The organism is Undibacterium sp. 5I1 (assembly GCF_034314085.1).
Taxonomy (GTDB): Bacteria; Pseudomonadota; Gammaproteobacteria; order Burkholderiales; family Burkholderiaceae_D; genus Undibacterium.
Genome location: NZ_JAVIWI010000001.1, coordinates 4,451,284 through 4,475,887 on the forward strand (window position 1 = coordinate 4,451,284; position 24,604 = coordinate 4,475,887).

Consider the following 24,604-nt stretch of genomic DNA (forward strand, 5'->3'; position numbering starts at 1 on the left):
TATACAAAATCGCCCTAACTGGGCTGTGGCGGCTATTTGTGCTAAACCTTGTACTAAAGTACCGACTTTATTGTAAGGTATCGCGGGGAAATTTGTGTTAATTCTAAGGTAAGGATTAAATATACCCACTGTAAGTATATTTAAATCGCCAAATGAATATATGGGGAATGTGATGGTTTTTGGATGGATTATAGGGAGTATATGATTTGACAGTACTGAATTAGTATATAACCCAAATAATAGTGATGGAAACGCAGATCTACATTCCTATGTTGAATTCATGCAGTGACCAGCCTCCGGTCAAATCACATTAGTTTGTGAAGTGCAAATCCAAGCAACTATCACTAATGCGTAAGCAAAAACGATAATGGAAGCGATGGAGAGTTTCATGGTTATTTCCCTCAGATATAAAATGCGATACTTAAACGACATCGTAGAAAGTAATATTTTTTGCAATTGTCTATCGAATTCATAATAGGAGATGTTGCTGATTTTTTCAGCAACAAATTGTGTGGAAATTGTAACGAAATATATTTCAATATTAACTTTTTGGCAGCATAAACTGATGGCGATCGGGCTCCGCTTAAAAAGTTCGCTAATACCCCTTGAAATGACATGGATACCCCCCAAATCAATTGTCTATCTGTAATTGATTTGGAGATGAGCAATGCAAGAGCAAGAAAAACCGTCAGAAGTGACTAATCCTGAAGAAGCCGCTGTGTCAGAAATCCCTCAAGACGCACCAGCAGGACAAGAGTCAGTAGTTGATACCTTGGCTCAATTAGAAGCAAAAGTATCGGAGTTGCAAGATGCGTTTATGCGCGCAAAAGCAGAGGGCGAAAATATTCGTCGTCGTGCCCAAGAGGATATTGCGAAGGCGCATAAATTTGCGATTGAGAGCTTTGCTGAGGCAATGGTGCCAGTCAAAGATAGCTTGGAAATGGCGCTCAAAATTGAAACTCCTTCAATTGATTCATTAAAAGAAGGCGTGGAAATGACGTTGAAGCAATTAAGCTCCGCGTTTGAGAAAAACCGCCTGCTTGAGATTAGCCCTGTAACTGGTGACAAGTTAGACCCAAACAAGCATCAAGCAATCTCTATGGTTCTAGCTGAGCAAGACGCTAACACCGTCGTTACAGTGTTACAAAAAGGCTATACGATCGCAGATCGGTTATTGCGCCCAGCTCTGGTTACGGTCGCACAAGCTAAATAAGAAAAATAAGTAAAAACCCCTAAAAAATGCTTGAAATTAGGGTTTTTTGCCCGATATCCAAACCAATAGAGCGAAAATGCCGATGTAAAACTGAGGTATAGAGCTCAAAAATAGTGAATAAATAAACTCAAAGGGAAATATCATGGGAAAAATGATCGGTATTGATTTAGGAACAACTAATTCCTGCGTGGCCATTATGGAAAACGGCCAGCCAAAAGTAATCGAAAATGCAGAAGGTGCGCGTACTACACCGTCCATTATTGCTTACCAAGAAGATGGCGAAATTTTAGTCGGCGCATCCGCTAAACGTCAGGCTGTGACCAACCCGGTCAACACTTTGTACGCCGTTAAACGTTTGATTGGCCGTAAGTTTGAAGAAAAAGAAGTTCAAAAAGATATCGGTCTGATGCCTTACTCCATTTCTAAAGCAGACAATGGCGATGCATGGGTTAGCGTACGTGACAAAAAATTAGCGCCACCGCAAATCTCCGCAGAAGTTTTGCGTAAGATGAAAAAAACGGCTGAGGATTACCTCGGTGAAGAAGTGACAGAAGCCGTCATCACTGTGCCTGCTTACTTTAATGATGCACAACGTCAGGCAACTAAAGACGCTGGCCGTATCGCTGGTCTGGACGTAAAACGCATCATCAATGAACCAACTGCCGCTGCATTAGCATTTGGCTTGGATAAAATTGAAAAAGGCGATCGCAAGATTGCAGTCTACGATTTGGGTGGCGGTACCTTTGACGTTTCCATCATTGAAATCGCTGATGTCGATGGCGAAAAGCAATTCGAAGTATTGTCTACTAATGGTGATACTTTCCTCGGCGGTGAAGATTTTGATCAACGCATCATTGATTACATCATTGAAGAATTCAAAAAAATCAATGGCCTCGATCTGAAAAAAGACCCAATCGCATTGCAACGTATTAAGGCATCTGCAGAACGCGCCAAGATTGAATTATCCAGCGCGCAGCAAACAGAGATCAATGAGCCGTATATTGCGATGGCAAATGGCGCACCGGTGCATTTGAACTTGAAAATCACTCGCGCCAAATTAGAAGCCCTAGTTGAAGAATTGATCAAAAAAACGATAGAGCCTTGCCGTATCGCGATCAAAGATGCAGGCGTTAAAACCAGCGACATCGATGACATCATCTTGGTCGGTGGTATGACACGTATGCCTAAAGTACAAGAACTGGTGAAAGAATTCTTTGGTAAAGAGCCACGCAAAGACGTTAATCCAGATGAGGCAGTTGCCGTCGGTGCAGCGATCCAGGGTGCGGTATTGTCTGGCGAGCGTAAAGATCTGTTGTTGCTGGATGTAACACCTTTATCCTTGGGTATCGAAACTCTGGGTGGTGTAATGACCAAGATGATTCAAAAGAACACAACGATCCCGACTAAGTTCAGCCAAGTGTTCTCGACAGCGGATGACAATCAACCAGCGGTGACGATCAAAGTGTTCCAAGGTGAGCGTGAGATTGCCGCCGGTAATAAAGGTTTGGGCGAATTCAATCTGGAAGGTATTCCACCATCATCACGTGGCACGCCACAAATTGAAGTAACTTTTGATATCGATGCCAATGGTATTTTGCATGTAGGTGCGAAAGATAAAGCAACTGGCAAAGAAAACAAAATCACTATTAAAGCAAACTCCGGTTTGACGGAAGATGAAATCCAGAAGATGGTGAAAGATGCTGAGCTGAACGCTGACGAAGACAAAAAAGTCAAAGAATTGGCTGAGTCTCGTAATCAAGGCGACGCCTTAGTTCATTCAACCAAAAAAGCTTTGAGTGAGCATGGCGATAAGCTGGATGCAGGCGATAAAGAAAAAATCGAGGCTGCAATCAAAGATTTGGAAGAAATTCTGAAAACTGGCGATAAAGCTGAGATTGATACCAAGATTGGTGCTTTATCTACTGCATCGCAGAAGCTGGGCGAAAAAGTCTATGCCGATATGCAAGCTCAACAGGCTGCTGCCGGTGGTGCGGCGGCAGGCGGTTCTTCTTCTAACGCTGGCGCATCCGATGCCCACGCTAAAGATGATGATGTCGTTGATGCTGACTTTAAAGAAGTTAAAGACGGCAAGTAATTAGTCCGGCGGGAGATTCCCGCCATGACTCGCCGGGCAGTTAATCGTGTTGACGATTTCCTGCTCGGCGTTTTTGCTTAATTCGCTGATATAAAACAAGGTGCAAAGAGATGGCGAAGCGTGATTTTTACGAAATTCTGGGCGTCGCAAAGAACGCGACAGAAGACGAAATCAAAAAGGCTTATCGTAAATTAGCGATGAAGTATCATCCAGATCGCAATCCGGATAGTAAAACCTCAGAAGAGAAGTTCAAAGAGGGTAAAGAAGCATATGAGATGCTGTCTGACCCGCAAAAGCGTGATGCATATGACCGTTACGGACATGCCGGCGTCGATCCGAATATGGGGGGCGGCGGAGGTGGCGGTGGTGCTGGTTTTGCAGATGCTTTCGGTGATATTTTTGGTGATATTTTTGGTGGTGGTCGTGGTCGTAGCAATGGTCCGCAAGTGTATCGCGGTGCTGACTTGCGTTACAACTTAGAGATTTCATTAGAGCAAGCCGCGAATGGTTTTGATACCACGATCCGTGTGCCTAGCTGGGATGAGTGCGATACCTGCCATGGTTCTGGTGCTAAGCCGGGTACACAGCCGGTCACATGTACTACCTGCGGCGGGCATGGACAAGTTCGCATGCAGCAAGGTTTGTTCAGTATTCAGCAAGCTTGTCCTAAGTGTCATGGCACTGGCAAGATGATTCCTGAACCTTGCACCACTTGTTCTGGTGTTGGTCGCATCAAGCGCAATAAAACTCTGGAAGTTAAAATCCCAGCAGGTATTGATGATGGTATGCGGATTCGCTCATCAGGCAATGGCGAACCTGGCGTCAATGGTGGTCCTCCGGGTGATTTGTATGTGGAAATTCACATCAAACAACATCCGGTGTTCCAGCGTGAGGGAGACGATTTGCATTGCGAAATGCCGATTTCTTTCGTCAAAGCAGCTTTGGGCGGCGATATTGAAGTGCCAACCCTGAGCGGTAAAGCGTCTTTTACTATTCCTGAAGGCACGCAGTCTGGCAAGACATTCCGTCTGCGCAGCAAAGGCGTTAAAGGGGTTCGATCAGGTTATGCCGGTGATTTGTTCTGCCATGTTGTGATTGAGACGCCAGTCAAACTCACAGACAAGCAAAAAGAGTTGCTACGTGATTTTGAACAATTAACTGTCGAGGGCGGAGCGAAGCACAATCCGCAAAGTAAGACTTGGATGGATAAGGTTAAAAAGTTTTTTGAGTGAGCTTGAATAGCTTTAAATGAAATATCTTTATTTGTTAAAAACAGTTTGTCATCAATGACGATAAGCGCTAACCCCATCAAATTATTTTTGATGGGGTTTTTTATTAGCGAAAATAATTAAATCATATCAAATCCTAAACTCCGGCTTGTTCAGGATGAAAGTCTTTGTTTAATAGATTGAGTGGTGTGATGGATTTGGTGGAATAAAACCACTTTTCCAGTAATCGGATTCCTTGTGGCGCTGTGGCAACGTATAATAAGATGCTGTTATTAAACAGTTTTATATTGATTTAGCATAGCCTAAGAAAACGCCCACGCATTTATAAGGGTGAAATTAATGGAGACAAAAATGATTTTGAATACAAGTAAGCGCTTGTTAGCGGGCTTTGCATTGCTTGCCCTAACTAGCATAGCAACACATGCGGCCCCGATGGAAGTGGCTGGTGTCAAATTTGATGACACAGCACATGTTGCCAACACAGATTTAAAGCTCAATGGTGCCGGCATTCGCTACAAAGCGATTTTTAAGGTCTATGCTGCTGCACTCTATTTAAAAGACAAAAAAACTACCGTGCCTGACGTGCTTGCCACGACTGGCCCGCGGCGTGTTGCAATCGTCATGTTGCGTGAAGTAAGTAGTGATGAATTTGGTGATGGTTTTATGTCAGGTGTTCAAAAAAATACTGACAAATCTGAAAAAGTGAAACTGACGACGCAATTTTTGCGCTTGGGCGAATTATTTGCGTCAGTTCCACTATTGAAAAAAGGCGATATCATCCTGACGGATTGGGTGCCTGGTATCGGCACTATTTTCTATCTCAACGGTAAAAAATTAGGCGAACCCTACCCCGATATTGTTTTTAATAACGCTATATTGCGTATTTGGTTGGGTGAGAAGCCAGTCGATTCATCGCTAAAAAAAGCGATGTTAGCGCCGGAAGTGACTGAGGATAAAAGTAGTTATCGTTAGTCTGGTGATGCTACATCATTCATGTTTCTAGCCTTGTTTTAAGCTGGTTTTGGATAGATTTACTTATTGTAAAAAAACGCGGATGACGAAATTGTCGCCGCGTTTTTGATTATTTATACCCGGATAATCACATCCAGATTTTTTCTTAAGCTATCGGGGCAAAAGTTTTGTCTGCTATTTGCTTGTGGGGATATCCGGGTTAGAGTGCATTCCCGGTTAGAATGGCGCCTATCGAAAAAGAAAGAAACAGTATGAGCGTCCATGATAAACCGAACCTTACTCCCGAGCAACTTCTCCAAAATAATCGTCAATGGGCTAATGCTATCGTAGCCAAAGATGCTGGTTTTTTTAAAAAACTAGCAGATCAACAAACCCCGGAATACCTCTGGATAGGTTGTTCTGATAGCCGCGTCCCGGCCAATGAATTACTGGGATTGTTGCCAGGCGAATTATTTGTTCATAGAAATATCGCTAATGTAGTCGTGCATAGCGATTTGAATTGCCTCTCCGTATTGCAATTTGCGATTGATGTATTACGCGTTAAGCATATTATTATTTGTGGTCATTATGGTTGCTCAGGCGTGCATGCAGCGTTGACGCGCCGCCGTGTTGGCCTGGCTGATAACTGGTTGCGCCATGTTCAGGACGTACAGGAAAAACACGAAGCCTACCTAGGTGATGTGTTCACTGAAAAAGAGAAAAGTAATCGTCTTTGTGAACTCAATGTCATTGAGCAAGTAGTCAATGTTTGCAGAACTAATATCGTTCAGGATGCTTGGGAGCGATCACAGCCATTGACGATTCACGGTTGGGTATATGGTTTGCAGGACGGCTTATTACGCCAATTGGGTATGACGGTGAGTTCGCCAGAAACCTTATCGGCACATCTTGAAACCAGCCTTGCTCGTTTTAAATCTTAAAACGCACTGATACGTCACTGGTATTGGATGGCTGTGGCACAGAGACTGCCGCAGCCACTCACAAAAGATTAATTAAAAACAATGTTCCGGCGCAGGAAACGATTTGTCTTTTACCGCACCGACATAAGCCGTTACTGCTGCATCAATCGTCGTTTGCCCATCCATAAAATTCTTGACGAAGCGTGCTTTGCGTCCGGGGAAAACGCCCAGCAAGTCATGCATAACCAGCACTTGTCCAGAGCAATCTGGGCCAGCACCGATGCCAATGGTGGGGATTGCCAATAGCTCGGTGACTTCTTGGCCGAGTGCGGCGGGGATCGCTTCCAGTACCAAGAGGCTTGCGCCAGCTGCTTGCAGGCCGAGCGCATCGGATTTGAGCAAATCGGCCGCGGCACTGGTTTTCCCTTGCACTTTATAGCCACCTAATTGATGCACCGACTGCGGTGTCAGACCTAGATGGGCGCATACCGGGATGGCTCTTTCTGTCAAAAATTTGATCGTCGGTGCAAGCCAGTCGCCGCCTTCTAGCTTCACCATTTGCGCACCAGCCTGTATCAATTGTACGGCGTTGTTGAAGGCAGATTCTGGCGTCGCGTAACTGCCAAACGGCATATCGGCGACTAGTAGTGCATTTTTATTGCCACGCGCTACGCTAGCGGTGTGATACGCGATATCTTGAATTGTTACCGGCAATGTTGAATTATGCCCCTGGCAAACCATGCCAAGTGAATCGCCAACCAACAATATTTCGACACCACAGCGATCCATCAATGCCGCAAAGCTGGCGTCGTAGCAAGTTAGCATGGTGATTTTATTGCCTTGTTGGGCTTGTATCGCTAGGCTCGGGATGCTGACAGCTTTACGATCTTGCAAATATTCAGCCAAAATAATTCTCCAATAAATGAGTGATATTAGGCATTTTATGGGGAGTATGCCTTTGTTTTGGTAAGTCGTCCATATATTATATGGGCATTAATCCTGCTAATATAGGTACTATGGGGTAGTATGTTATTTCAATAAGTTGGTTCAAGAAGTTAGCTCAATAATCACCTGCTCTGCAACTACACCAGCGAAATTTTGTGCCGCACCTTTACCAGGTATCGTGATTAAAGGACTAATTTGTAACAGCGGCAGCAACACAAATGCCCTCTCTGTCATGCGCGGATGCGGCACTGTTAAAGCATCGGTATGGATTTGCTCTAAGCCATACAGTAGCAAATCCAGATCAAGTGTGCGCGGCGCGTTGCGGTAGGGGCGTTCGCGCCCAAATGCCAATTCAATCTGCTGCAGCGCTAGTAGCAAGTCGGTCGCGCTCAAATCTGTGCGGAGCTCTGCTACGGCGTTGATGTAATCATCACCAGAGGACTCAATTGGCGCAGTCTTAAATAGACTGGATTGCGCAATTAAAAGGCTGGCAGGCAAATCAGCTAAGTGCAGAATTGCCTGTTCTACGCTACCACGTGCATCACCCAGATTGGCGCCTATGCCGATGAATGCTTGTGTCGTCATCTCTGACCTAACAATATAAAGTTTATTCTGCTACGGGTTTGCGTGGTGCGCGGCGACGTGGCGGACGCTTTTTCACCAATCCGGTGTCTTTCGGTTTAACAGTCAACAAGTGTTCTCGTTGTTCACTATCGCCTTCCATAAATGCCGTCCACCATTCGCCTAATTCTGCATCCAGTTCACCCGATGCACAACGCAGTAGCAAGAAATCATAGCCAGCCCGCAGCCTAGGATGTTCTAGCATTTTGTACGGTGTTTTACCTACGCGTTTTTCAAACCGGGGTTGCATCGCCCAGATGTCGCGCATGTCTGAGCCGATCTTGCGTTGCAGGGCAAGACTATCGGTTTGCTTATTCAGTACGTCGTCTGCTGCGAGGTGCAGGGCAGGGATGGCAAACTCGCCTGCGGCTTTATAGGCATCCCATTTTTCTACTACCTGATGCCACAGCAAAGAGGCGAACAAAAATCCAGGTGACACGGGTTTGCCCTGGCGTATGCGTTCATCGGTATTCGCCAGCGCCAGAGTGACAAACCGTTCGCCCATCGGCTGCTCTAACACGACATCTAATAAAGGCATTAAGCCATGATGCAGACCTGCTTTGCGCAATTGCTGTAAGCATGCCATAGCATGACCGCTCATCAGCAATTTCAACATTTCGTCAAACACCCGTGCTGTTGGTACGTTGTTGATCAGGGGCGCCATGACGGGAATCGGCGCGCGGGTTGCCTCATCAATCGTAAATTGTAATTTGGCAGCAAAGCGCACTACACGCAGCATACGCACCGGATCTTCACGATAGCGTTCTTCTGGCACGCCAATGATGCGCAGCGTTTTTTTACGGATATCGGCAATCCCGCCGTGGTAATCCAGCACGCTCTGTGTCGCCGGATCGTAGTACATCGCGTTAATCGTAAAATCGCGCCGTGCGGCGTCTTCAAATTGCTCGCCAAACGTATTGTCACGTAACACACGACCATGTTCGTCCTTGGGCGCGCTATCAACTGCCGCACCGCGGAAGGTGGTGACTTCCAGTAGGTCTTGTCCAAACATCACATGCACAATTTGAAAGCGCTTGCCGATGATAAAAGCACGACGGAACAGACGTTTAACCTGATCTGGTGTGGCGTTGGTGGCAATGTCAAAATCTTTTGGCTTTACACCCAATAACAAGTCGCGGACTGCACCGCCGACGACAAAAGCCTTAAAGCCATTTTCTTGCAGTGTGGAAGTGACGCGGATCGCGTTGGACGACAACAATTGCGGATCGATGCCATGTTCTTTTGCATTGAGCACCGTGGGTTTGCGCTTGGCTGCTGCGGCTTCTGCCGGGCTTTTAACGCCCAAGATTTTGCGGATAAATTTCTTGATCATTGCTCGTCAAATAAGTGAATAATCGGCCAGCCTTGGGTTTCGGCATGGGCACGCAGTTTGGTGTTGGGGTTGGTCGCAATCGGATCAGTGACGATGGATAATAAAGGAATATCGTTTTGCGAGTCGCTATAAAAATAGCTGCGTGGAAAATCGTCCAGATGCATGCCTTGTTGCGCTAGCCATTGCTGCAAATGAGTGACTTTACCTGCACCAGAAGTTGGTACGCCTAGCAATTTTCCCGTGATATTGCCGGCTGCGTCCAGCTCAGGTTCTGCGGCGATCAAATGTTCTACACCAAAAGCATGTGCGATCGGTGCCGTAACAAAGCGATTGGTGGCGGTGATGATGACGACCAGATCATCATCGTCTAAATGGCTTTGTACCAGATCATGCGCAGGCTGTAATAAGGCTGGACGGATGACCTCATCCATAAATTCTTCATGCATCGCATCTAGTTCAGAGCGCGGAAATTGTGCCAGCGTGCCGAGTGCAAATTCTAGATATTCCACCGGATCTAAAGTACCTGCCTGATATTGCGCAAAAAATTCGCGATTGCGACGTTCAAAGGCCTTGGCATCGACCGCGCCGGTGCGGGCCAAAAATTGCCCCCACTCATAATCCGAATCGATGGGAAGCAGCGTGTGGTCCAGATCAAATAAAGCAATATTGCGCATAGTGTTAGGGGAGTGCCTTATTTATTTTGTAGTAATACTGCATGGATATTGTAGCGGCTGAGTAGGCGACAAACTAAGTACATATTATTAATGGTCATACGCCTGCTGTTGTTGCAGTAGTTCCCGCAGCAGCGGTAGCGTGATTGCCCGCTTGGTCTCCAGCGAATAATGGTCTAACTGATCCAGCATGTCCGTCAGTGACAACATATCACGCCGGTAGTGCGTAATCAGATAGGGTAAGACGCCGCCTGAAATAACGATCCCTCGTGCCTGAGCAGATCGCTCCAAGGCATCGATTTTATCCTCATCTGTTAAACCATGAACCTGATAAATCAGGCCCCAGCCTAAACGGGTACGTAAATCATCCCGTACATTCAAAATCATGGGCGGCTGCTTGCCTGCCGCGACTAAAAAACCGTCATGCGCACGTGCTTCATTAAATAAGTTGAATGCATCAATTTGCGATTGTGCTGGCAGATTTTCACAGTCATCCAGCAAGTACAAACTGACCTCCGGCGTATGATCAAAGGCGCTGCCAGGTGCATCAGCACTGATGTAGCGCGCTTGTCCGCTATTCGCCAGCGCATGCAGTAGATGAGTTTTGCCCGCGCCAGCTTCGCCCCACAAATATACAAAACGCTCGCCATATTGACTTGCAGTACGGGTAGAAAACAAGCTCAGCAGTTGCGCCAGTTCAGCATTTTGGCCGACGACAAACGTATCTAATGAAGGCGGTTGTTCCGCATCCAGATCTAGCAGTAATTGCCTCATGACTGACGATAAACCGAACTATTGAGATAAGCAATGCGCAGGTGTTTGGCCGCTACTGCCAAAATTGCCGATGTCGGCAGGGCAACCAGAATGCCGATAAAACCAAATAACTGACCAAATGCTAATAAGGCAAAAATCACTGTCAACGGATGCAGGCCAATACGCTCACCGACTAAACGCGGTGTCAAAATAAAGCTTTCCAATACTTGACCAACACCATAAATAATTGCGACAGAAATCAAACCGTGAAAACCATCAAATTGTAAAAATGCACCGATCAAAGCGAGTGCCAGACCCAGCCCAAATCCCAGATACGGGATAAACACTAAAAAGCCAGTAATAATACCAACTGGCAGTGCCAGATCAAAACCAGCAATCGCCAGCGCACCAGAGTAATAGATCGCCAGCACAACCATCACCATGATCTGACCGCGCAGATATTGCGCCAGAATACTATCTACTTCTGAGGCACCGGATTTGACGCTGCCGACCCAGCGCCGTGGGATAAAATTTTCCAACCTGTCCATCAAAGGATGCCAGTCAAGCAAAAGATAAAACAATACAATCGGTATCAGCATCAAATTGGCGACCATGCCCAATACAGCGGTGCCACCAACGCGGATGGAGGCTAATACTGCCTTGCCAATCTCGTCACCACTGGTGTCAAGCTGCTTGGTGATCATATCTTTAATGCCAGCACTATCTAATTGAATATGAATGCCCAATTTGCCTAACATCGGGCCTAATAATTCATTCGCTTTATCAAAAAAACGAGGTATTTGGTCTTGCAACTGCGGTATCTGCTTCTGCAAAATTGGCGTCATCACCAGTACCATTGCCAGTATCAACATGATCACCAACACAATCAGCAAAGTCGCCGCTAGTGAACGTGGTAAATGGATGCCTTTTAATTGCAAAGCGCACAGGCGATCTACCCAAGGATTAAGGATATAAGCCAAAATCGCCGCCACAATAAATGGCATTAAGATTGGCCCCAATAATAAGATCAAAATCAGTAGTGCCAGCCCAAGCACGCACCATAAGGCGGTCTGTTTTTGTTCAGGGGTAAATGAAAATGACATAGTGGATATAAGTTTCTCTTCAGAAAAAAACTGGGGATGAAACCAGAACATGCCGCAAAAAGTCCAAAAACTAGCTGCGACTCGGGTCGATTTGTTAAAATAGCGGTTTTTGTTGCAGAAATCTGCTTGAATTTTCTGAAGCGTATTAGAAAATCATCAAATTCAGCAATCCTTCTATTTTACCGCCTCACGCCTCTATTGACGACTATCATGAGTACTCCAAGCAATGTTTCCCTTTCTTACCGTGACGCTGGCGTCGATATGGTCGCTGGCGATGCGCTAGTTGACGCGATTAAGCCTTTCGCCAAACTTACTATGCGCGAAGGCGTCATGGCTGGCATCGGCGGTTTCGGTGCCATGTTCGAAATTAGCAAAAAATACAAAGAGCCTGTTCTGGTGTCTGGCACCGATGGTGTCGGTACCAAGCTAAAGCTCGCTTTCCACCTGAATCGTCACGACACCGTTGGAATTGATCTGGTCGCCATGAGCGTGAACGACATTTTGGTGCAAGGTGCCGAACCTTTATTCTTCCTGGATTATTTCGCCTGCGGCAAACTCGATGTTGCTACCGCGACAGATGTCATCAAAGGCATCGCCTTTGGTTGTGAGCAAGCAGGCTGCGCCCTGATCGGTGGCGAAACTGCCGAAATGCCATCCATGTACCCTGAAGGCGAATACGATCTGGCGGGTTTTGCGGTCGGCGCAGTAGAAAAATCTAAAATCATCGACGGCAGCAAAATTGCTCCCGGCGACGTCATCCTCGGTCTGGCATCGTCCGGTATCCATTCCAACGGCTTCTCACTGGTACGCAAAATTATCGAAGTTGCTAACCCTGACCTGAATTCGGATTTCCACGGACGTACTCTGGCAGATGCCTTGATGGCACCGACCCGTATCTACGTCAAACCATTGCTGGCATTGATGGAGAGCATGGAAGTCAAAGGTATGGCGCATATTACCGGCGGTGGCTTGGTAGAAAACGTCCCTCGCGTGTTAGGAGATAAGTTGACCGCGATCCTTGACAGCAAAGCCTGGGCCATGCCACCACTGTTTACCTGGTTGCAACAACACGGCGGCGTGGCAGATGCAGAAATGCACCGCGTCTTCAATTGCGGCATCGGCATGGTTGTTATCGTCTCGCAAGAGAATGCGGATACAGCGATGGCGCAACTGCTTGCCGCTGGCGAAACCGTTTCTCGCATCGGTACCATTCGCGCCCGCGAAGGCGATGAGCATCAGACGATCGTGGTGTAAGCTTGATATCAACTTAGTACCGATGATGATCTGTCAGTTTAATACTGGTAGAGAGTATTTTTAAAAGGTGCAGGTATATCCTGCACCTTTTGTCTATTTGGCCTCCAAAAGATGGGAGTATATTTTTATTCGACACGGATTCTTTATTTAATCGATACTCTTGAGTTCATCTCGTCTTGCCGGGATAATTTTGCGTAAGCCCTATCAATAACAAAACCAAATCACAAAATCATCCAATGAATCCTATCTCAGACACAGCGTTTTATACCTGCGGCGTACGTGCTCAGGATGCTCAATCAGCACAGCCTTTATGTGGCGACGCGTATGCGCATTTATTTATGACGGATCACGGAAATACGATTTTTGACCAGCTTAAAACCGATGTCAGACCCAATCAGAGTATTGCGGTACGGCATAGGATGATTGACGATTTTTTGCGTGAGCGTTTAGCTCAACAGCCAAAAACGAAAGTGATACTGATCGGCGCGGGGTTTGATGCGCGGGCTTTCAGGCTGGATCACGGACATTGGTTTGAGATTGATGAGCCACAGGTCATCGAGCATAAAAATACCTGTTTGCCAGTAGCGTCCTGTGCCAATGCCCTAGAGCGTATCGCAATAGATTTTTCGCAAGAAACCTTGACCAATAAATTGCCAAAAAATGATGGCATGCCGGTCATTATTGTGATGGAAGGTGTGTTTGGATATTTGACCGAGACCCAAATTAAGCAAACCTTGCAGGCATTGCGTGCAGCATATCCAAAACATAGTTTGATGTGCGATTTGATGAGCAAACATTTCATCCAAAAGACGGGCAAGAAGCTCACAGACAGGATAGAAAAGTTGGGCGCAAAATTCCGGTTTTTCCCGGAGAATCCTAAAGATATTTTTGAGCGTTGCGGCTACCAGCATGCGACCAGCGAATCCATCGTGGAAGAAACTTTGATAGTGCAAAAACAGCGCTTCCCTTTGTTTTTATTGCGGACATTTTTCAAGCGCATTATGCACGGTTACACGATGAACTTGTTTGAAGCGAAAGTGCACTAGCGCTAAACCGGAGACAGATTCAAAACAACACAACACCAAAGACAGCGCTGGAATAAAAAGTAACTTCAAAAAAAAATCGGCATCCGTGTCACACGCGATGCCGATTTTTTTTACGATCTGGGGCTTAGTAAGCTTATCTCATGCTGGACGACATAATCAGATTCCAGTCGTTGTGGGTATAAATACGGCATTAATACACTACGAATACAAAGCTGTTTTGAATCTCCTTAATGAAGATTAAAATTCAGCAAATTTAAATTCAACAGATTTAAAACTAAGCACTCACGTTGATCACTTGCCCGATTTTTTGCCCGTCCGTATTCACAGAAGGGCTTGGCGGTGGTGGCGCTTGATTTTGAGTTTGTGCTTGAGCCTGAATTTGAGCTTGTGCCTGCGCTTGTGCAGTTGCCTTGACGTTATCGTCATTACTGGTTTTGGTGTTGTCTGGCTTTTGTGCCTGCAACTGATCCGTAGGACGCGGAGTAACCGGCGTTGGGGTAGTTGTGCTGCTGCTGACTGAACTAACGCTCATGATGAACTTTCTCTATTGTTAAGCGTGGTGGATATTATTTTGTTAAATTAGTTAACTCATTGAAATGACATCTTGAAAAGTATTTAAGCAGTTATCTTAAAGACCGATGGTAATTCATCGCAATTCATAATAGATCATTCTATAGCATAGGCAATAAGCAGCGACAATCAAGGCAAATTACTCCATCAACTTAAAAGTATGTCCCGTAATTGACTCACTCTTCACGGGTTTTGTACCTCGATTTAGCCTCTATCTAAGCCTGTATTTCTCAGTGCATTCGTATAATGATGCCATGACTTATCGCATCGTTTGGTTTAAACGTGATTTGCGTTTGCATGATCACATCGCCTTGCACACCGCAGCAAGCCAAGGGCCTGTGCTGTGTCTGTACGTGGTCGAACCCTCTATTTGGGCGCAGCCTGATGCGGCAAATCAGCATTACCAATTTTTGTTAGAAAGCCTGCGCGATTTATATGTCGCCTTGCGCCAACGTGGCGGACAGCTGCATATTTTAACGGGCGAAGTTACCAGCGTATTCGATCAGCTTTTTGCCAGCGCGCCTTTTTCCGCTATTTATTCGCATGAAGAAACCGGTAACGATGCCACCTACCAGCGCGACAAAGCCGTTGGCCGCTGGTGTCGTGCCCATCAAATTGCCTGGCATGAGTTTGCGCAATTTGGTGTGGTGCGTCGTTTGCAAGATCGTGATGGCTGGCAGCGACAATGGAATGCGCATAACGACCTGCCTTGTGTGCCCGTGCCCGAGTTGACTGCGGCAAATTTTGCCGCGCTGCCGCCATTATTGGCGATGCCGCAATTGCCTGCTTCGCCACAAGAGCTGGGCTTGGATGCCTACGATCCGCCGCAACGGCAACGCGGTGGCCGGCAGTGTGGCTTGAGCATGTTGAACAGTTTTTTGACCGACCGCAGCAACCAATATCGTGGCGGAATTTCTTCACCATTATCCGCGCCGACCGCTTGTTCTCGTTTGTCGCCGTATCTGGCGTTTGGTTGTGTCAGCTTGCGAGAAATCGTGCATGCTACTCGACGGCAAGTCGCTTCGTTATCGCCGTTGTCACCATTATCGCCCGGTACCAGCCGCCAAAAACAAGGTTTGAATGCTTTTGTCAGTCGCTTATATTGGCATTGTCATTTCATCCAAAAACTAGAGAGCGAGCCGCAACTAGAGTACCGCAATCTGCATCGGGGTTATGACGGTCTGCGTGAGCATGACTGGAATCAGGCGCACTTCGAGGCACTGACCTCGGCGCGCACTGGCTGGCCTCTAGTAGATGCTTGCGTGACCATGTTGCATCAGACTGGCTGGCTTAATTTCAGAATGCGGGCCATGCTGGTTTCAGTCGCCGCTTATCCGCTGTGGCTGGACTGGCGGCCAGTAGGACATTGGCTAGCGCGGCAGTTTTTGGATTATGAACCGGGCATCCACTGGAGCCAGATGCAAATGCAGTCTGGTACGACCGGTATTAATGTGCCGCGTATTTACAATCCGATTAAGCAAGCCAGCGACCATGATCCGCATGGGCGCTTTGTACGCCGCTGGCTACCTGCAATGCGGCGCGTACCCGACTCATGGTTGTTTGAACCGTGGCGTATGCCGCCCGATGTGCAGGCGGCTTGCGGCGTACAGGTGGGTGTCGATATCGCCATGCCGGTGGTCGATATTGATCTCGCCACCCGCGAAGCCAAAGCACGTCTGTTTGCCTTACGCGCCCAACCCGGTGTGAAATCAGCCAAGGCAGCGATTGTAGAAAAACATGGTTCACGCAAAAAAGATATCGGCAGAACGCGACGCAAATCAGCCGCCAATGCGGCGCAGCAGAATAGCCAGTTAGATTTAGGATTTTGAAGCAGGAAGACAATTGCAGAATTGCAGTGCTTACTCCAGCTGAAATTGATCTTGCTATAGCGGATGACGGTACATATCGGGCCAGGATTTTAACCCCCTCTCCCGCAAGCGGCAGAGGGGAATAAAGTCTAAAAAACGTAAAAAAGAATTTAGGATAATTTATATACTGATGGTAAGTATATTTTAAGTGTCCATATATTAATTGGACATTCTGGCATATTTAGTAAAAATAATGGGGAGTATATTAATTTCCCCTGCAATGAGTGAAGCAAAGCACCAGCAGAAAGTCACCCTGGCAAGTGAGCTTAGTAATACCGTTTTTCTTCATCCGCTCAACAAGGAAAGATCACATGCGCATGCGCAAAAAATCGGATTTGCCGACCAAACTCTGCCCGCAATGCAATCGCCCGTTCGCCTGGCGAAAAAAATGGGAGAAGGTATGGGATGAGGTGAAATATTGTTCCGAACGCTGCCGCCGCGATAGCAAGGCTAGCGTATGACCTCTACATCATTCATCCCGACTGCCGCACCAAAAGCCGCACCAAAAGCCGCGCCAGAGACGACCGTGATCTACTGGTTTCGTAACGATCTGCGCCTGGACGATAATCCCGCGTTGACGCAAGCCTGTCATCATGCGAGTAACTTAGTCCTCGTGTACTGCCACGATCCCGTCATAGAGAAAATGACACGCTGGAATGTGCCGCGCACCAGCCAGCACCGCCAGTATTTTTTAGCATCGGCCTTAGCCGATTTAAATGCGCAACTCAGTTTGCAAGACAGTCAATTGCTAGAGATTAAGGGTAGCGCCGCAGAACGCCTGCCCGCATTCGCACGTGATATCGGTGCCACCACAATTTATTGCGAAGAGATCGCCGCGCCGGAAGAGCAAGAGGAAGTTGCCGCTTTGCGCGCAGCTGGTTTGACAGTGCATACGATCTGGCAATCCAGCCTGCTTGACCCCTCCGATTTACCGTTTGCGGTTGATGCTTTGCCTGACGTTTTTACCAGCTTTCGCACCTCGGTCGAGCGACATGAAGTGCAGCCACCATTGCCGCTGCCAAGACCGGAGAAGATTCCGGCCTTGCCACCGGCTTTCGCTGCTGTACTTGCACAAAGGAATAAGGCCGATCTGTTGATATCGCGGGTGCTTACCACGCACACAGAGTCTGCACTTCAAGCTGAACTTCAAGCTGAACTTCAAACTCAAATTTACGCAGACAGCCGCTCATCTTTTCCGTATTTTTTACCTGCATTTGCTGGTGGCGCAACTATGGCCTCTGCACATTTGCAGCAGTATTTTGAGCGTAAGCTGGCGCACACCTATAAGCTGACACGCAATGGTTTAACGGGAACAGATTATTCCACTAAATTTTCGCCCTGGCTGGCGTCTGGCGCAATGTCGGCGCGCAGTGCTTACCTGGCGTTGAAAGAATTTGAAGCAACTCACGGCGCCAACGACAGTACTTACTGGATTTGGTTTGAGTTGTTATGGCGTGATTATTTCCGGCTGTTGCACCTGAAATATGGACGGCGACTTTACCTTGCTCAAGGTCTGACTAGCTTGCCGCCACCGACTCATTGTGCACGCAGATTTGATACATGGTGCCAGGCCAGAACCGGCGAGCCGCTGGTCGATGCTGGTATGGCAGAACTTGCTGCTACCGGTTATCTATCCAATCGCTTGCGCCAGATTGTCGCCAGTTATCTGATCCATGATCTGGGTTGCGACTGGCGTGCCGGTGCCGCCTGGTTTGAGTCGCAATTGATTGATTACGACGTTTATAGCAATCAAGGTAACTGGTTATACATTGCTGGACGTGGGACTGATCCCCGCAATGGGCGACGATTTAATATTCAAAAACAAGTCCATGATCATGATCGTGACGGTACTTACCGAGCGCTATGGAATGCACAGTAAAGAATGATGATGACCACAACGCAAATGACATCCCAAACCACACTCAGATTGATACTCGGAGACCAGCTTAATTTGCAGCATCGCTGGTTTAGAGAGGTCGATGGTGCCACCGTCTATGTTTTGATGGAGGTGCGGCAAGAGACCGATTACGTGCTGCACCATGCACAAAAGATTCTGGCTATTTTTGCCGGGATGCGCGATCTGGCGCGGCAGTTGCGTGAGGCTGGTCATCGTGTACATTACCTCGCCATCGATGATGCGCGCAATCTGCAATCCATGCCAGCCAATATTGATGCGCTGATCGCGTACTACCAAGCCACGGCGTTTGAATATCAGGCTCCGGACGAATGGCGTCTGGATCAGCAGCTGTACCAGCATGGCCGTCGTTCGCACATTCCGTGGAGGATGGTCGATAGCGAGCATTTTTATACGACACGCAATCACGCGGCAGACATCTTCACCGGACGCAAACAATGGTTGATGGAGTTTTTCTACCGCCAGATGCGGGTACAGCATCAAGTACTGATGGAAGACGCCAAGAAGCCAGTCGGCGGCCAATGGAACTACGATCACGATAACCGCAAGCCTTGGCGTGGCGCGCCTGCAGAGCCACAAGATGCACGCACCTTGCATGATCATTCTGCTTTATGGAAAACTATTGTCGATACTGGAGTAAAGAGCTTTGGTAATCCCAAAGCTGATCAATTGGCATGGGCACTCAACCGTGATGAAGCCCTGCAACAACTAGACGCATTTATCAAGAATGCGCTACCGCAGTTTGGGGATTTTCAAGATGCGATGAGCGTCAAAGCGTGGCGCTTATTTCACTCATTATTATCGTTTGCCTTAAATGTAAAAATGCTGAATCCGCGCGAAGTCGTTGCCAAAGCCGAGGCGGCGCATCATGCAGGTCATGCGCCATTGGCTGCGGTAGAAGGTTTTATCCGGCAAATATTAGGCTGGCGAGAGTACGTGCGCGGAGTGTATTGGACGAATATGCCGGAGTACGCTGAGAAGAATTTTTTTGGTCATAACCGTAAGTTACCAAGCTGGTTTTGGGATGGTAAAACCAAGATGAATTGTCTTTCGCATGCGATCACGCAATCGCTGGAGCAAGCACATGCACATCACATTCAACGCCTGATGGTAATCGGCAATTTTGCGCTGCTGGCAGGCTTAGATCCGGCGGAGGTCCATCGCTGGTATTTGGGTATCTACATCGACGCATTTGAGTGGGTAGAACTACCCAATACCATTGGTATGAGTCAGTTCGCTGATGGTGGATTATTAGCCACCAAGCCTTATGTTTCCAGCGCTGCCTACATCGATCGTATGAGCGATTATTGCAAAGGTTGTCACTACGATAAAAAAGTACGGATTGGTGAAAACGCCTGTCCCTACAACGCATTGTATTGGGATTTTTTCCATCGCAATGAGAAGACGCTGGCGAAGAATCCACGTATCGGTATGGCTTACCGGCAGTTAGAAAAAATGGACGAGGGAGCGATTGTAGATTTTCAGACGCAGGCTGCGGGGATGTTGGAGAATTTGGATTTACTTTAATGTTCTGAGGTAAGACCCACTTCAAAGCTGAGTAACTTCCGGATGTAGACTACCTCTCTTAAGGTTGGGGTAGTCATTTCCTTACATAAATTGGAGGATGAATCTGTTATTCCCATACTGACGGATCAATGTTGGCGAGTCCCTTAAACACGGGTTTAGAAAACCAATACCCTTGCATCAATTCAATGCCGGAAGCGAACAAAAAATCACGCTCAGCGCGGGTTTCTATCCCTTCAGCTAGAACTTTAATATTCAGTTTTTTGCAGATAGAGGCAATTCCCTCAACAATGGCCTGACGCGGTAAGTGATGATCTACACCACGGATTAAATCCATGTCGATTTTGACAAAATCCGGTTGATACTACTGATAGTAAATTGAGGCCGGCGTAACCGGCGCCAAAGTCATCAATCGCCGTTTGAAAACCAAAGTTTCTATACTCACGGATGATATGTACCAGATGCGGCCGGTCTTGTACCCGCTCTCCTTCGGTAACCTCAAATATAATTTTCTCTACCGGAAAATTATATTTCCGTGCAGCCTCAAGCGTGGTACGGATACAGACTTCAGGGCGATACACTGCATTCGGTAAAAAATTGATCGATAAAAATTCTCTCATACCCAGTTTGGCTGCACCCTCGACTGCTTTCATGCGGCATAACTGATCAAAGCGGTAGCGATTGTTATCGTTGATTTGCGCCAGAATGCTGGCGGCGGATTCACCGTTTGGGCCGCGCACTAATGCCTCATAGGCGACGATGGAGCGGGTAGCGAAATTGACTATCGGTTGATAAGCATATTCAAATTCGATTTCAAAAGGCTCGTTACTTTGACAGCCAACACAAGCTCCTCTGACATCCTCATTGCTATCGCTATCTGACTTGGCGGGTAAGATTGAGATCATTGTGTACTCATTTTCTTTAAAATCACCAGCATTGAAGGTTGGGCTGAAAAGCCATTAGCCCAACTTGGAGCTTGCAGTTGGTATGGCAGTTAGGTTACGCCATTTTCTTTAAACCAGGTCAAGCAACGCATCCAGCCATCTTTGGCATCTGCCTCTACGTAGCTCGGGCGGTAATCGGCGTGGAAAGCGTGACCTGAGTCAGTATAGACTTTAAAGACTGATTTGCTGGTGCCTTTTTTGAGTTCGGTTTCCATCTTAAAAATAGACTCAACGTTGATGCCTGTGTCCTTGGCACCGTATAAACCAAGGATCGGTGTTTTTAAGCCCGCTGCTATGTCGACAGGATTGGTTGGCGATAACGGAGTCGAGTCTCCTACCAAACGGCCATACCAGGCAGCGCCGGCTTTTACATTGGGATTGTGCGCGGAATACATCCAGGTGATGCGGCCGCCCCAGCAGAAGCCTGTGATCGCTAATTTGCTGGTGTTGCCGCCATTGGCTTTGGCCCATGCAACAACTGCGTCCAGATCCGTCATGACTTGTGCATCTGGTACTTTAGACACGACTTCTTTGATCAGTTCGCCAATATTGGGGTATTTGCTTGGATCGCCTTGGCGTACGAATAATTCTGGTGCCAGCGCCAGATAACCTAGTTTGGCGAAGCGGCGGGCGACGTCGGCGATATGCTCATGTACACCAAAAATTTCTGAGATGACCAAAACGACAGGCAGATTGGTTTTGCCTTCTGGCTGAGCGCGATAGACAGGGACTTTTTGTCCGTTGACTTCGACCATCACAACCCCGGCAGTTAAACCGGCCGTATCGGTTTTGATCATAGTTTGTGCCATCACAGGCATCGCTGCAGCGGCAAAACCGACGCCTACCGCAGTTTGAATAAAGGTGCGACGGTCAACCCCATCGCTTAATTTTGACTTGCCTACCAGACTATCGAAATCCTGTTGATTCTGCATGAGTATCTCCTGATGGAATGATTGTGGTTGTGGAAAAAACAGCAATTAGCATACCGCAAAATCAGATATCGTATTGAGAGTGCGCATGTCATTCAATGAGACTGGAATGGTTTTGCGCAAGTTGGATTATTTAGATTATCTATCTGAGGGAAGTAGCCGCTCGTACTCTTCTTTGACGACGGAATAACATTCGCAGACACGTTGCTCTAATTTTTTTCTATTGGTGACGGTGATGCGACCGCGGGCACGTTCGACCATGCCATCTTTCTGTAATTGTCCAACTGCTTCAGTAACGCTTTCACGCCGTACACCTAACAAACTGGCTACCATTTCTTGAGTGATGATGATTTCATTATCATGCAGCCGGTCGATGGTCATTAATATCCAGCGGCAGAGTTGTTGATCTAGTGAGTGATGTTGATTGCACACAGCAGTTTGTGAGGTTTGGCTAATCAGCGCCTGGGTATATAAGAGGGAAAGTCGCTGTAGTTCACCAGCCGACTCAAACTCTTGCTTCATGATTTTGCGACTCAATTTAAACGCAGCGCCAGCACTTTGTACTTCGGTACTGGTGGGCATGCTTTCACCGCCCATAAAAATCGAGATGCCGACCATACCTTCGTCGCCGACCAGCGCGGTTTCGCTAGTAGAGCCATTTTCTAAGGCATAAATCAAAGAGACGATGCCACCGATAGGGAAATGTACGAAATCCACATGATCGCCTGATTCAGACACGGTCCAGCCTAGCGGCATTTCTACATATTTAAGATCCGGCAATAGTCTTTCGTACTCAGATTTGGGAAGAGCAGCCAGTATGCGGTTTTTCCGTGGATCGGGTTCTGGCGTGGTCTCTGATTTTGACATAGTGTGGAATCGATTAATTTTGTAATGAAGGGCGATGTAAAACTACTTCAGCAAGTTGTCGCGACGATATTGCGAATGCTACGAATAGTGCGTTTAGGAGCCAATTTATTTAACGGCGACAAGTTCTAAGTGTAAGAGATTTGCACTTAGATAGCAGCACCAATTAACACCAGCATATTCCACCATTTAGCGGGCGTGAAGTAAATTTTGTAGACCTAACTAGTTACCAGATAGCTCGGAGGGCGAAACCTGATGTGATTGGCAGCGCTAGCGAGAGCGTGCGAGGCGAATGGCGGGGGAAGCCGATCGGTGCCCAGAATAGCCGGTGAATTGTTGCAAATCTAAATAATCGGGGACAAGCATTCGCCTTGCCCCGTTGTCATAAGTGCGTCACGCATCAACAGCGCTCGAGCCTGGTTTAATCAGCTTGTGGCACCAGATAAAACGCATCTGGCAATTGCTCGCCAGCGGTAGTCTGTTTGATGTCGCCTTTTAAATTGGTCAGCACAACAGCTAGTTGAGGGCCACCCAATTCGATGATGACCTGGCGGCAAGCACCGCAAGGGGCGATCGGAGCGTCGGTGTCGCCAGTGACGGCGATGGCGGCGAAATCACCCGGACGATATCCGGCAGCGAGTGCGCTGAACAAGGCGGTACGCTCTGCGCAATTGCACAGACCGTAGGAGGCGTTTTCAATATTGCAGCCATGGAAAATTTTACCGTCTTTGGTTTGTACCGCCGCACCGACTTTAAATTTGGAGTAGGGCGCATAAGCCAACTCGCGTGCTTTGTGCGCTTCTGCAATCAGATTAGGGATGATGTCTTGGGTCGTCATGGGAAATTCTCAACGTATTTGTAATTGGGTAGTAGGTTGCTAGTAACCGGTAGGGAAAACTACGAATGATTCAATATTATTGAAATTGGATGTCCATATATTCTGCGGCTTACAGAGCAAAAATAGCCCGTAAGCCGCAGAAGTATTGGACATGCCTCTTAAGATTTATTTCTTTACGCCTAATTCGATTAGCCGTTCACTCAAATAACTACCCGCTGTGTGGCGCGCCGATAAGACGACTTCTGGTCTTGGGTGTAAAAACAGCGGTAGCGAGATGCGTGATTTTTTCGCTTCCTCACCTGTTGGGTTTAGCACGCGGTGAATAGTGGATGGGTAGTAACCTTCCGATGCTTCATCCAGCATGTCGCCGATATTTACGATCAACATACCGAAGTCACAAGGGACGTTATGCCATTCATCATCCTTACCTTTGACTTGCAAACCGGCTTGCGTTGCGGCAGGTAACAAGGTCAGCAAATTGATGTCACCATGGGCTGCTGCACGCACTGCATCCGGCTCTTCATCGCCACGCAATGGCGGGTAGTGCAAGACGCGCAGTAAGGTGTGATCGCTACCCGGTATCATGTCCGACAGCGGCATAGAATACTTGGCTTTGATGTCGGCTGGTGTGTGATCTTCTACCCATTGCAGTAATTCGGTAGCGAGCTTATTACCTTGCTCGTAATACTGACCTGCAGCATCAGATACTTCAGCGGGATAACGGCCACCCGGATAGATATGATAAAACTCTTTCAGATCCCGCTTGGTATTACCCTTGGCGGTTTCTGATACCTTCGGTGAGAAATAACCATCCATTTTGACTGCATCAAAATTGTATTGATTCTTCGCGTCAGTCTGGAAGAACTCGTACCATTCTTTATAAATGGTCTCTAGCAAAGGTTGCGATAAAGGATGGTTAGTCAACACGCCAAAGCCAGTGCGATGCAGACTCTCGGTAAATTTTTGTGCCGCATCCGGGCTGCGATAATCAACTGGTTCGATAAACATAATATCTCCT

Annotated in this window: 22 protein-coding genes and 1 pseudogene; 11 read left to right on the forward strand and 12 right to left on the reverse strand. The window is 47.3% G+C overall.

Features of this window, described 5'->3' with window-relative positions:
• Positions 1 to 667 precede the first annotated feature (667 nt).
• The 5 genes from grpE (at position 668) to can (ending at position 6,429) form a co-directional block, all read left to right on the forward strand.
• Positions 668 to 1,213, forward strand: a complete 546-nt coding sequence (gene grpE / locus RGU72_RS19425; protein WP_322121312.1) for a nucleotide exchange factor GrpE — start codon at positions 668 to 670, stop codon at positions 1,211 to 1,213.
• A gap of 142 nt (positions 1,214 to 1,355) precedes the next feature.
• A complete protein-coding gene (gene dnaK / locus RGU72_RS19430; protein WP_322121313.1) occupies positions 1,356 to 3,308 on the forward strand; it encodes a molecular chaperone DnaK in 1,953 nt (650 codons plus the stop codon).
• A gap of 110 nt (positions 3,309 to 3,418) precedes the next feature.
• Positions 3,419 to 4,540 (forward strand): molecular chaperone DnaJ, encoded by a 1,122-nt coding sequence (gene dnaJ, locus RGU72_RS19435; RefSeq protein ID WP_322121314.1) that lies wholly within the window; start codon positions 3,419 to 3,421, stop codon positions 4,538 to 4,540.
• Positions 4,541 to 4,888: 348 nt separating this feature from the next.
• Complete coding sequence (locus RGU72_RS19440; protein WP_322121315.1) at positions 4,889 to 5,509, forward strand: chalcone isomerase family protein; 621 nt, start codon at positions 4,889 to 4,891, stop codon at positions 5,507 to 5,509.
• A gap of 251 nt (positions 5,510 to 5,760) precedes the next feature.
• Positions 5,761 to 6,429, forward strand: coding sequence for a carbonate dehydratase (gene can / locus RGU72_RS19445; RefSeq protein ID WP_322121316.1), 669 nt, complete (start codon positions 5,761 to 5,763; stop codon positions 6,427 to 6,429).
• Positions 6,430 to 6,501: 72 nt separating this feature from the next.
• Here can and panB read toward each other — a convergent pair whose 3' ends face one another.
• The 6 genes from panB to RGU72_RS19475 all read right to left on the reverse strand — a co-directional run bounded on the left by panB (position 6,502) and on the right by RGU72_RS19475 (position 11,834).
• On the reverse strand, positions 6,502 to 7,314 hold the full coding sequence (gene panB / locus RGU72_RS19450) for a 3-methyl-2-oxobutanoate hydroxymethyltransferase (protein ID WP_322121317.1): 813 nt from the start codon (positions 7,312 to 7,314) through the stop codon (positions 6,502 to 6,504).
• Positions 7,315 to 7,455: 141 nt separating this feature from the next.
• Complete coding sequence (folK, locus tag RGU72_RS19455; RefSeq protein ID WP_322121318.1) at positions 7,456 to 7,938, reverse strand: 2-amino-4-hydroxy-6-hydroxymethyldihydropteridine diphosphokinase; 483 nt, start codon at positions 7,936 to 7,938, stop codon at positions 7,456 to 7,458.
• A gap of 22 nt (positions 7,939 to 7,960) precedes the next feature.
• Complete coding sequence (gene pcnB, locus RGU72_RS19460; RefSeq protein WP_322121319.1) at positions 7,961 to 9,307, reverse strand: polynucleotide adenylyltransferase PcnB; 1,347 nt, start codon at positions 9,305 to 9,307, stop codon at positions 7,961 to 7,963.
• Complete coding sequence (locus tag RGU72_RS19465) at positions 9,304 to 9,981, reverse strand: HAD family hydrolase (RefSeq protein ID WP_322121320.1); 678 nt, start codon at positions 9,979 to 9,981, stop codon at positions 9,304 to 9,306. Before RGU72_RS19465 ends, pcnB begins: the two co-directional genes overlap by 4 nt.
• Positions 9,982 to 10,068: 87 nt before the next feature.
• On the reverse strand, positions 10,069 to 10,752 hold the full coding sequence (gene hda, locus RGU72_RS19470; RefSeq protein ID WP_322121321.1) for a DnaA regulatory inactivator Hda: 684 nt from the start codon (positions 10,750 to 10,752) through the stop codon (positions 10,069 to 10,071).
• The gene (locus tag RGU72_RS19475) at positions 10,749 to 11,834 is read right to left on the reverse strand and encodes an AI-2E family transporter (RefSeq protein WP_322121322.1); all 1,086 of its coding nucleotides are present in this window, start codon (positions 11,832 to 11,834) and stop codon (positions 10,749 to 10,751) included. The genes hda and RGU72_RS19475 overlap by 4 nt, the downstream gene beginning before the upstream one ends.
• Positions 11,835 to 12,044: 210 nt before the next feature.
• Here RGU72_RS19475 and purM point away from each other — a divergent pair, with 210 nt between their 5' ends.
• Both purM and RGU72_RS19485 read left to right on the forward strand, forming a co-directional pair.
• Complete coding sequence (purM, locus tag RGU72_RS19480) at positions 12,045 to 13,088, forward strand: phosphoribosylformylglycinamidine cyclo-ligase (RefSeq protein WP_322121323.1); 1,044 nt, start codon at positions 12,045 to 12,047, stop codon at positions 13,086 to 13,088.
• Positions 13,089 to 13,324: 236 nt separating this feature from the next.
• Entirely contained in the window at positions 13,325 to 14,134 is an 810-nt protein-coding gene (locus RGU72_RS19485; protein ID WP_322121324.1) for an SAM-dependent methyltransferase, read from the forward strand.
• A gap of 274 nt (positions 14,135 to 14,408) precedes the next feature.
• Here RGU72_RS19485 and RGU72_RS19490 read toward each other — a convergent pair whose 3' ends face one another.
• Complete coding sequence (locus RGU72_RS19490) at positions 14,409 to 14,666, reverse strand: hypothetical protein (protein ID WP_322121325.1); 258 nt, start codon at positions 14,664 to 14,666, stop codon at positions 14,409 to 14,411.
• A gap of 292 nt (positions 14,667 to 14,958) precedes the next feature.
• Between RGU72_RS19490 and RGU72_RS19495 the strand changes: the two genes are divergently transcribed.
• From RGU72_RS19495 to RGU72_RS19510, 4 genes are all read left to right on the forward strand, one after another.
• A complete protein-coding gene (locus RGU72_RS19495; protein WP_322121326.1) occupies positions 14,959 to 16,533 on the forward strand; it encodes an FAD-binding domain-containing protein in 1,575 nt (524 codons plus the stop codon).
• Between the two features lie 356 nt (positions 16,534 to 16,889).
• Positions 16,890 to 17,033, forward strand: coding sequence for a DUF2256 domain-containing protein (locus RGU72_RS19500; protein WP_323503973.1), 144 nt, complete (start codon positions 16,890 to 16,892; stop codon positions 17,031 to 17,033).
• Entirely contained in the window at positions 17,030 to 18,451 is a 1,422-nt protein-coding gene (locus RGU72_RS19505) for a DASH family cryptochrome (RefSeq protein ID WP_322121328.1), read from the forward strand. The genes RGU72_RS19500 and RGU72_RS19505 overlap by 4 nt, the downstream gene beginning before the upstream one ends.
• A gap of 9 nt (positions 18,452 to 18,460) precedes the next feature.
• Positions 18,461 to 20,014, forward strand: coding sequence for a cryptochrome/photolyase family protein (locus tag RGU72_RS19510; RefSeq protein WP_322121329.1), 1,554 nt, complete (start codon positions 18,461 to 18,463; stop codon positions 20,012 to 20,014).
• A 106-nt stretch (positions 20,015 to 20,120) separates the two neighbouring features.
• Here the strand turns inward: RGU72_RS19510 and RGU72_RS19515 are convergent.
• The 5 genes and pseudogenes from RGU72_RS19515 to RGU72_RS19535 form a co-directional block, all read right to left on the reverse strand.
• Positions 20,121 to 20,916 (reverse strand): annotated as a pseudogene (locus RGU72_RS19515) (EAL domain-containing protein).
• Positions 20,917 to 21,005: 89 nt separating this feature from the next.
• Entirely contained in the window at positions 21,006 to 21,887 is an 882-nt protein-coding gene (locus RGU72_RS19520) for a dienelactone hydrolase family protein (RefSeq protein ID WP_322121330.1), read from the reverse strand.
• A 135-nt stretch (positions 21,888 to 22,022) separates the two neighbouring features.
• On the reverse strand, positions 22,023 to 22,751 hold the full coding sequence (locus RGU72_RS19525) for a Crp/Fnr family transcriptional regulator (RefSeq protein WP_322121331.1): 729 nt from the start codon (positions 22,749 to 22,751) through the stop codon (positions 22,023 to 22,025).
• A gap of 418 nt (positions 22,752 to 23,169) precedes the next feature.
• Positions 23,170 to 23,586, reverse strand: coding sequence for a cytidine deaminase (locus RGU72_RS19530; RefSeq protein WP_322121332.1), 417 nt, complete (start codon positions 23,584 to 23,586; stop codon positions 23,170 to 23,172).
• Positions 23,587 to 23,751: 165 nt separating this feature from the next.
• A complete protein-coding gene (locus RGU72_RS19535; RefSeq protein WP_322121333.1) occupies positions 23,752 to 24,594 on the reverse strand; it encodes a 2OG-Fe(II) oxygenase family protein in 843 nt (280 codons plus the stop codon).
• Between the last annotated feature and the right edge of the window lie 10 nt (positions 24,595 to 24,604).

Bases quoted from the DNA above. Each gene is read 5' to 3' on its own strand.
- RGU72_RS19465 (WP_322121320.1), bottom strand. From the start codon at position 9,981: ATGCGCAATATTGCTTTATTTGATCTGGACCACACGCTGCTTCCCATC.
- RGU72_RS19475 (WP_322121322.1), bottom strand. From the start codon at position 11,834: ATGTCATTTTCATTTACCCCTGAACAAAAACAGACCGCCTTATGGTGC.
- RGU72_RS19505 (WP_322121328.1), top strand. From the start codon at position 17,030: ATGACCTCTACATCATTCATCCCGACTGCCGCACCAAAAGCCGCACCA.
- RGU72_RS19520 (WP_322121330.1), bottom strand. From the start codon at position 21,887: ATGCAGAATCAACAGGATTTCGATAGTCTGGTAGGCAAGTCAAAATTA.
- RGU72_RS19485 (WP_322121324.1), top strand. From the start codon at position 13,325: ATGAATCCTATCTCAGACACAGCGTTTTATACCTGCGGCGTACGTGCT.
- hda (WP_322121321.1), bottom strand. From the start codon at position 10,752: ATGAGGCAATTACTGCTAGATCTGGATGCGGAACAACCGCCTTCATTA.
- RGU72_RS19530 (WP_322121332.1), bottom strand. From the start codon at position 23,586: ATGACGACCCAAGACATCATCCCTAATCTGATTGCAGAAGCGCACAAA.
- RGU72_RS19495 (WP_322121326.1), top strand. From the start codon at position 14,959: ATGACTTATCGCATCGTTTGGTTTAAACGTGATTTGCGTTTGCATGAT.
- RGU72_RS19500 (WP_323503973.1), top strand. From the start codon at position 16,890: ATGCGCAAAAAATCGGATTTGCCGACCAAACTCTGCCCGCAATGCAAT.
- can (WP_322121316.1), top strand. From the start codon at position 5,761: ATGAGCGTCCATGATAAACCGAACCTTACTCCCGAGCAACTTCTCCAA.
- grpE (WP_322121312.1), top strand. From the start codon at position 668: ATGCAAGAGCAAGAAAAACCGTCAGAAGTGACTAATCCTGAAGAAGCC.
- RGU72_RS19490 (WP_322121325.1), bottom strand. From the start codon at position 14,666: ATGAGCGTTAGTTCAGTCAGCAGCAGCACAACTACCCCAACGCCGGTT.
- dnaJ (WP_322121314.1), top strand. From the start codon at position 3,419: ATGGCGAAGCGTGATTTTTACGAAATTCTGGGCGTCGCAAAGAACGCG.
- RGU72_RS19440 (WP_322121315.1), top strand. From the start codon at position 4,889: ATGATTTTGAATACAAGTAAGCGCTTGTTAGCGGGCTTTGCATTGCTT.
- pcnB (WP_322121319.1), bottom strand. From the start codon at position 9,307: ATGATCAAGAAATTTATCCGCAAAATCTTGGGCGTTAAAAGCCCGGCA.
- RGU72_RS19525 (WP_322121331.1), bottom strand. From the start codon at position 22,751: ATGTCAAAATCAGAGACCACGCCAGAACCCGATCCACGGAAAAACCGC.
- dnaK (WP_322121313.1), top strand. From the start codon at position 1,356: ATGGGAAAAATGATCGGTATTGATTTAGGAACAACTAATTCCTGCGTG.
- folK (WP_322121318.1), bottom strand. From the start codon at position 7,938: ATGACGACACAAGCATTCATCGGCATAGGCGCCAATCTGGGTGATGCA.
- RGU72_RS19535 (WP_322121333.1), bottom strand. From the start codon at position 24,594: ATGTTTATCGAACCAGTTGATTATCGCAGCCCGGATGCGGCACAAAAA.
- purM (WP_322121323.1), top strand. From the start codon at position 12,045: ATGAGTACTCCAAGCAATGTTTCCCTTTCTTACCGTGACGCTGGCGTC.
- RGU72_RS19510 (WP_322121329.1), top strand. From the start codon at position 18,461: ATGACCACAACGCAAATGACATCCCAAACCACACTCAGATTGATACTC.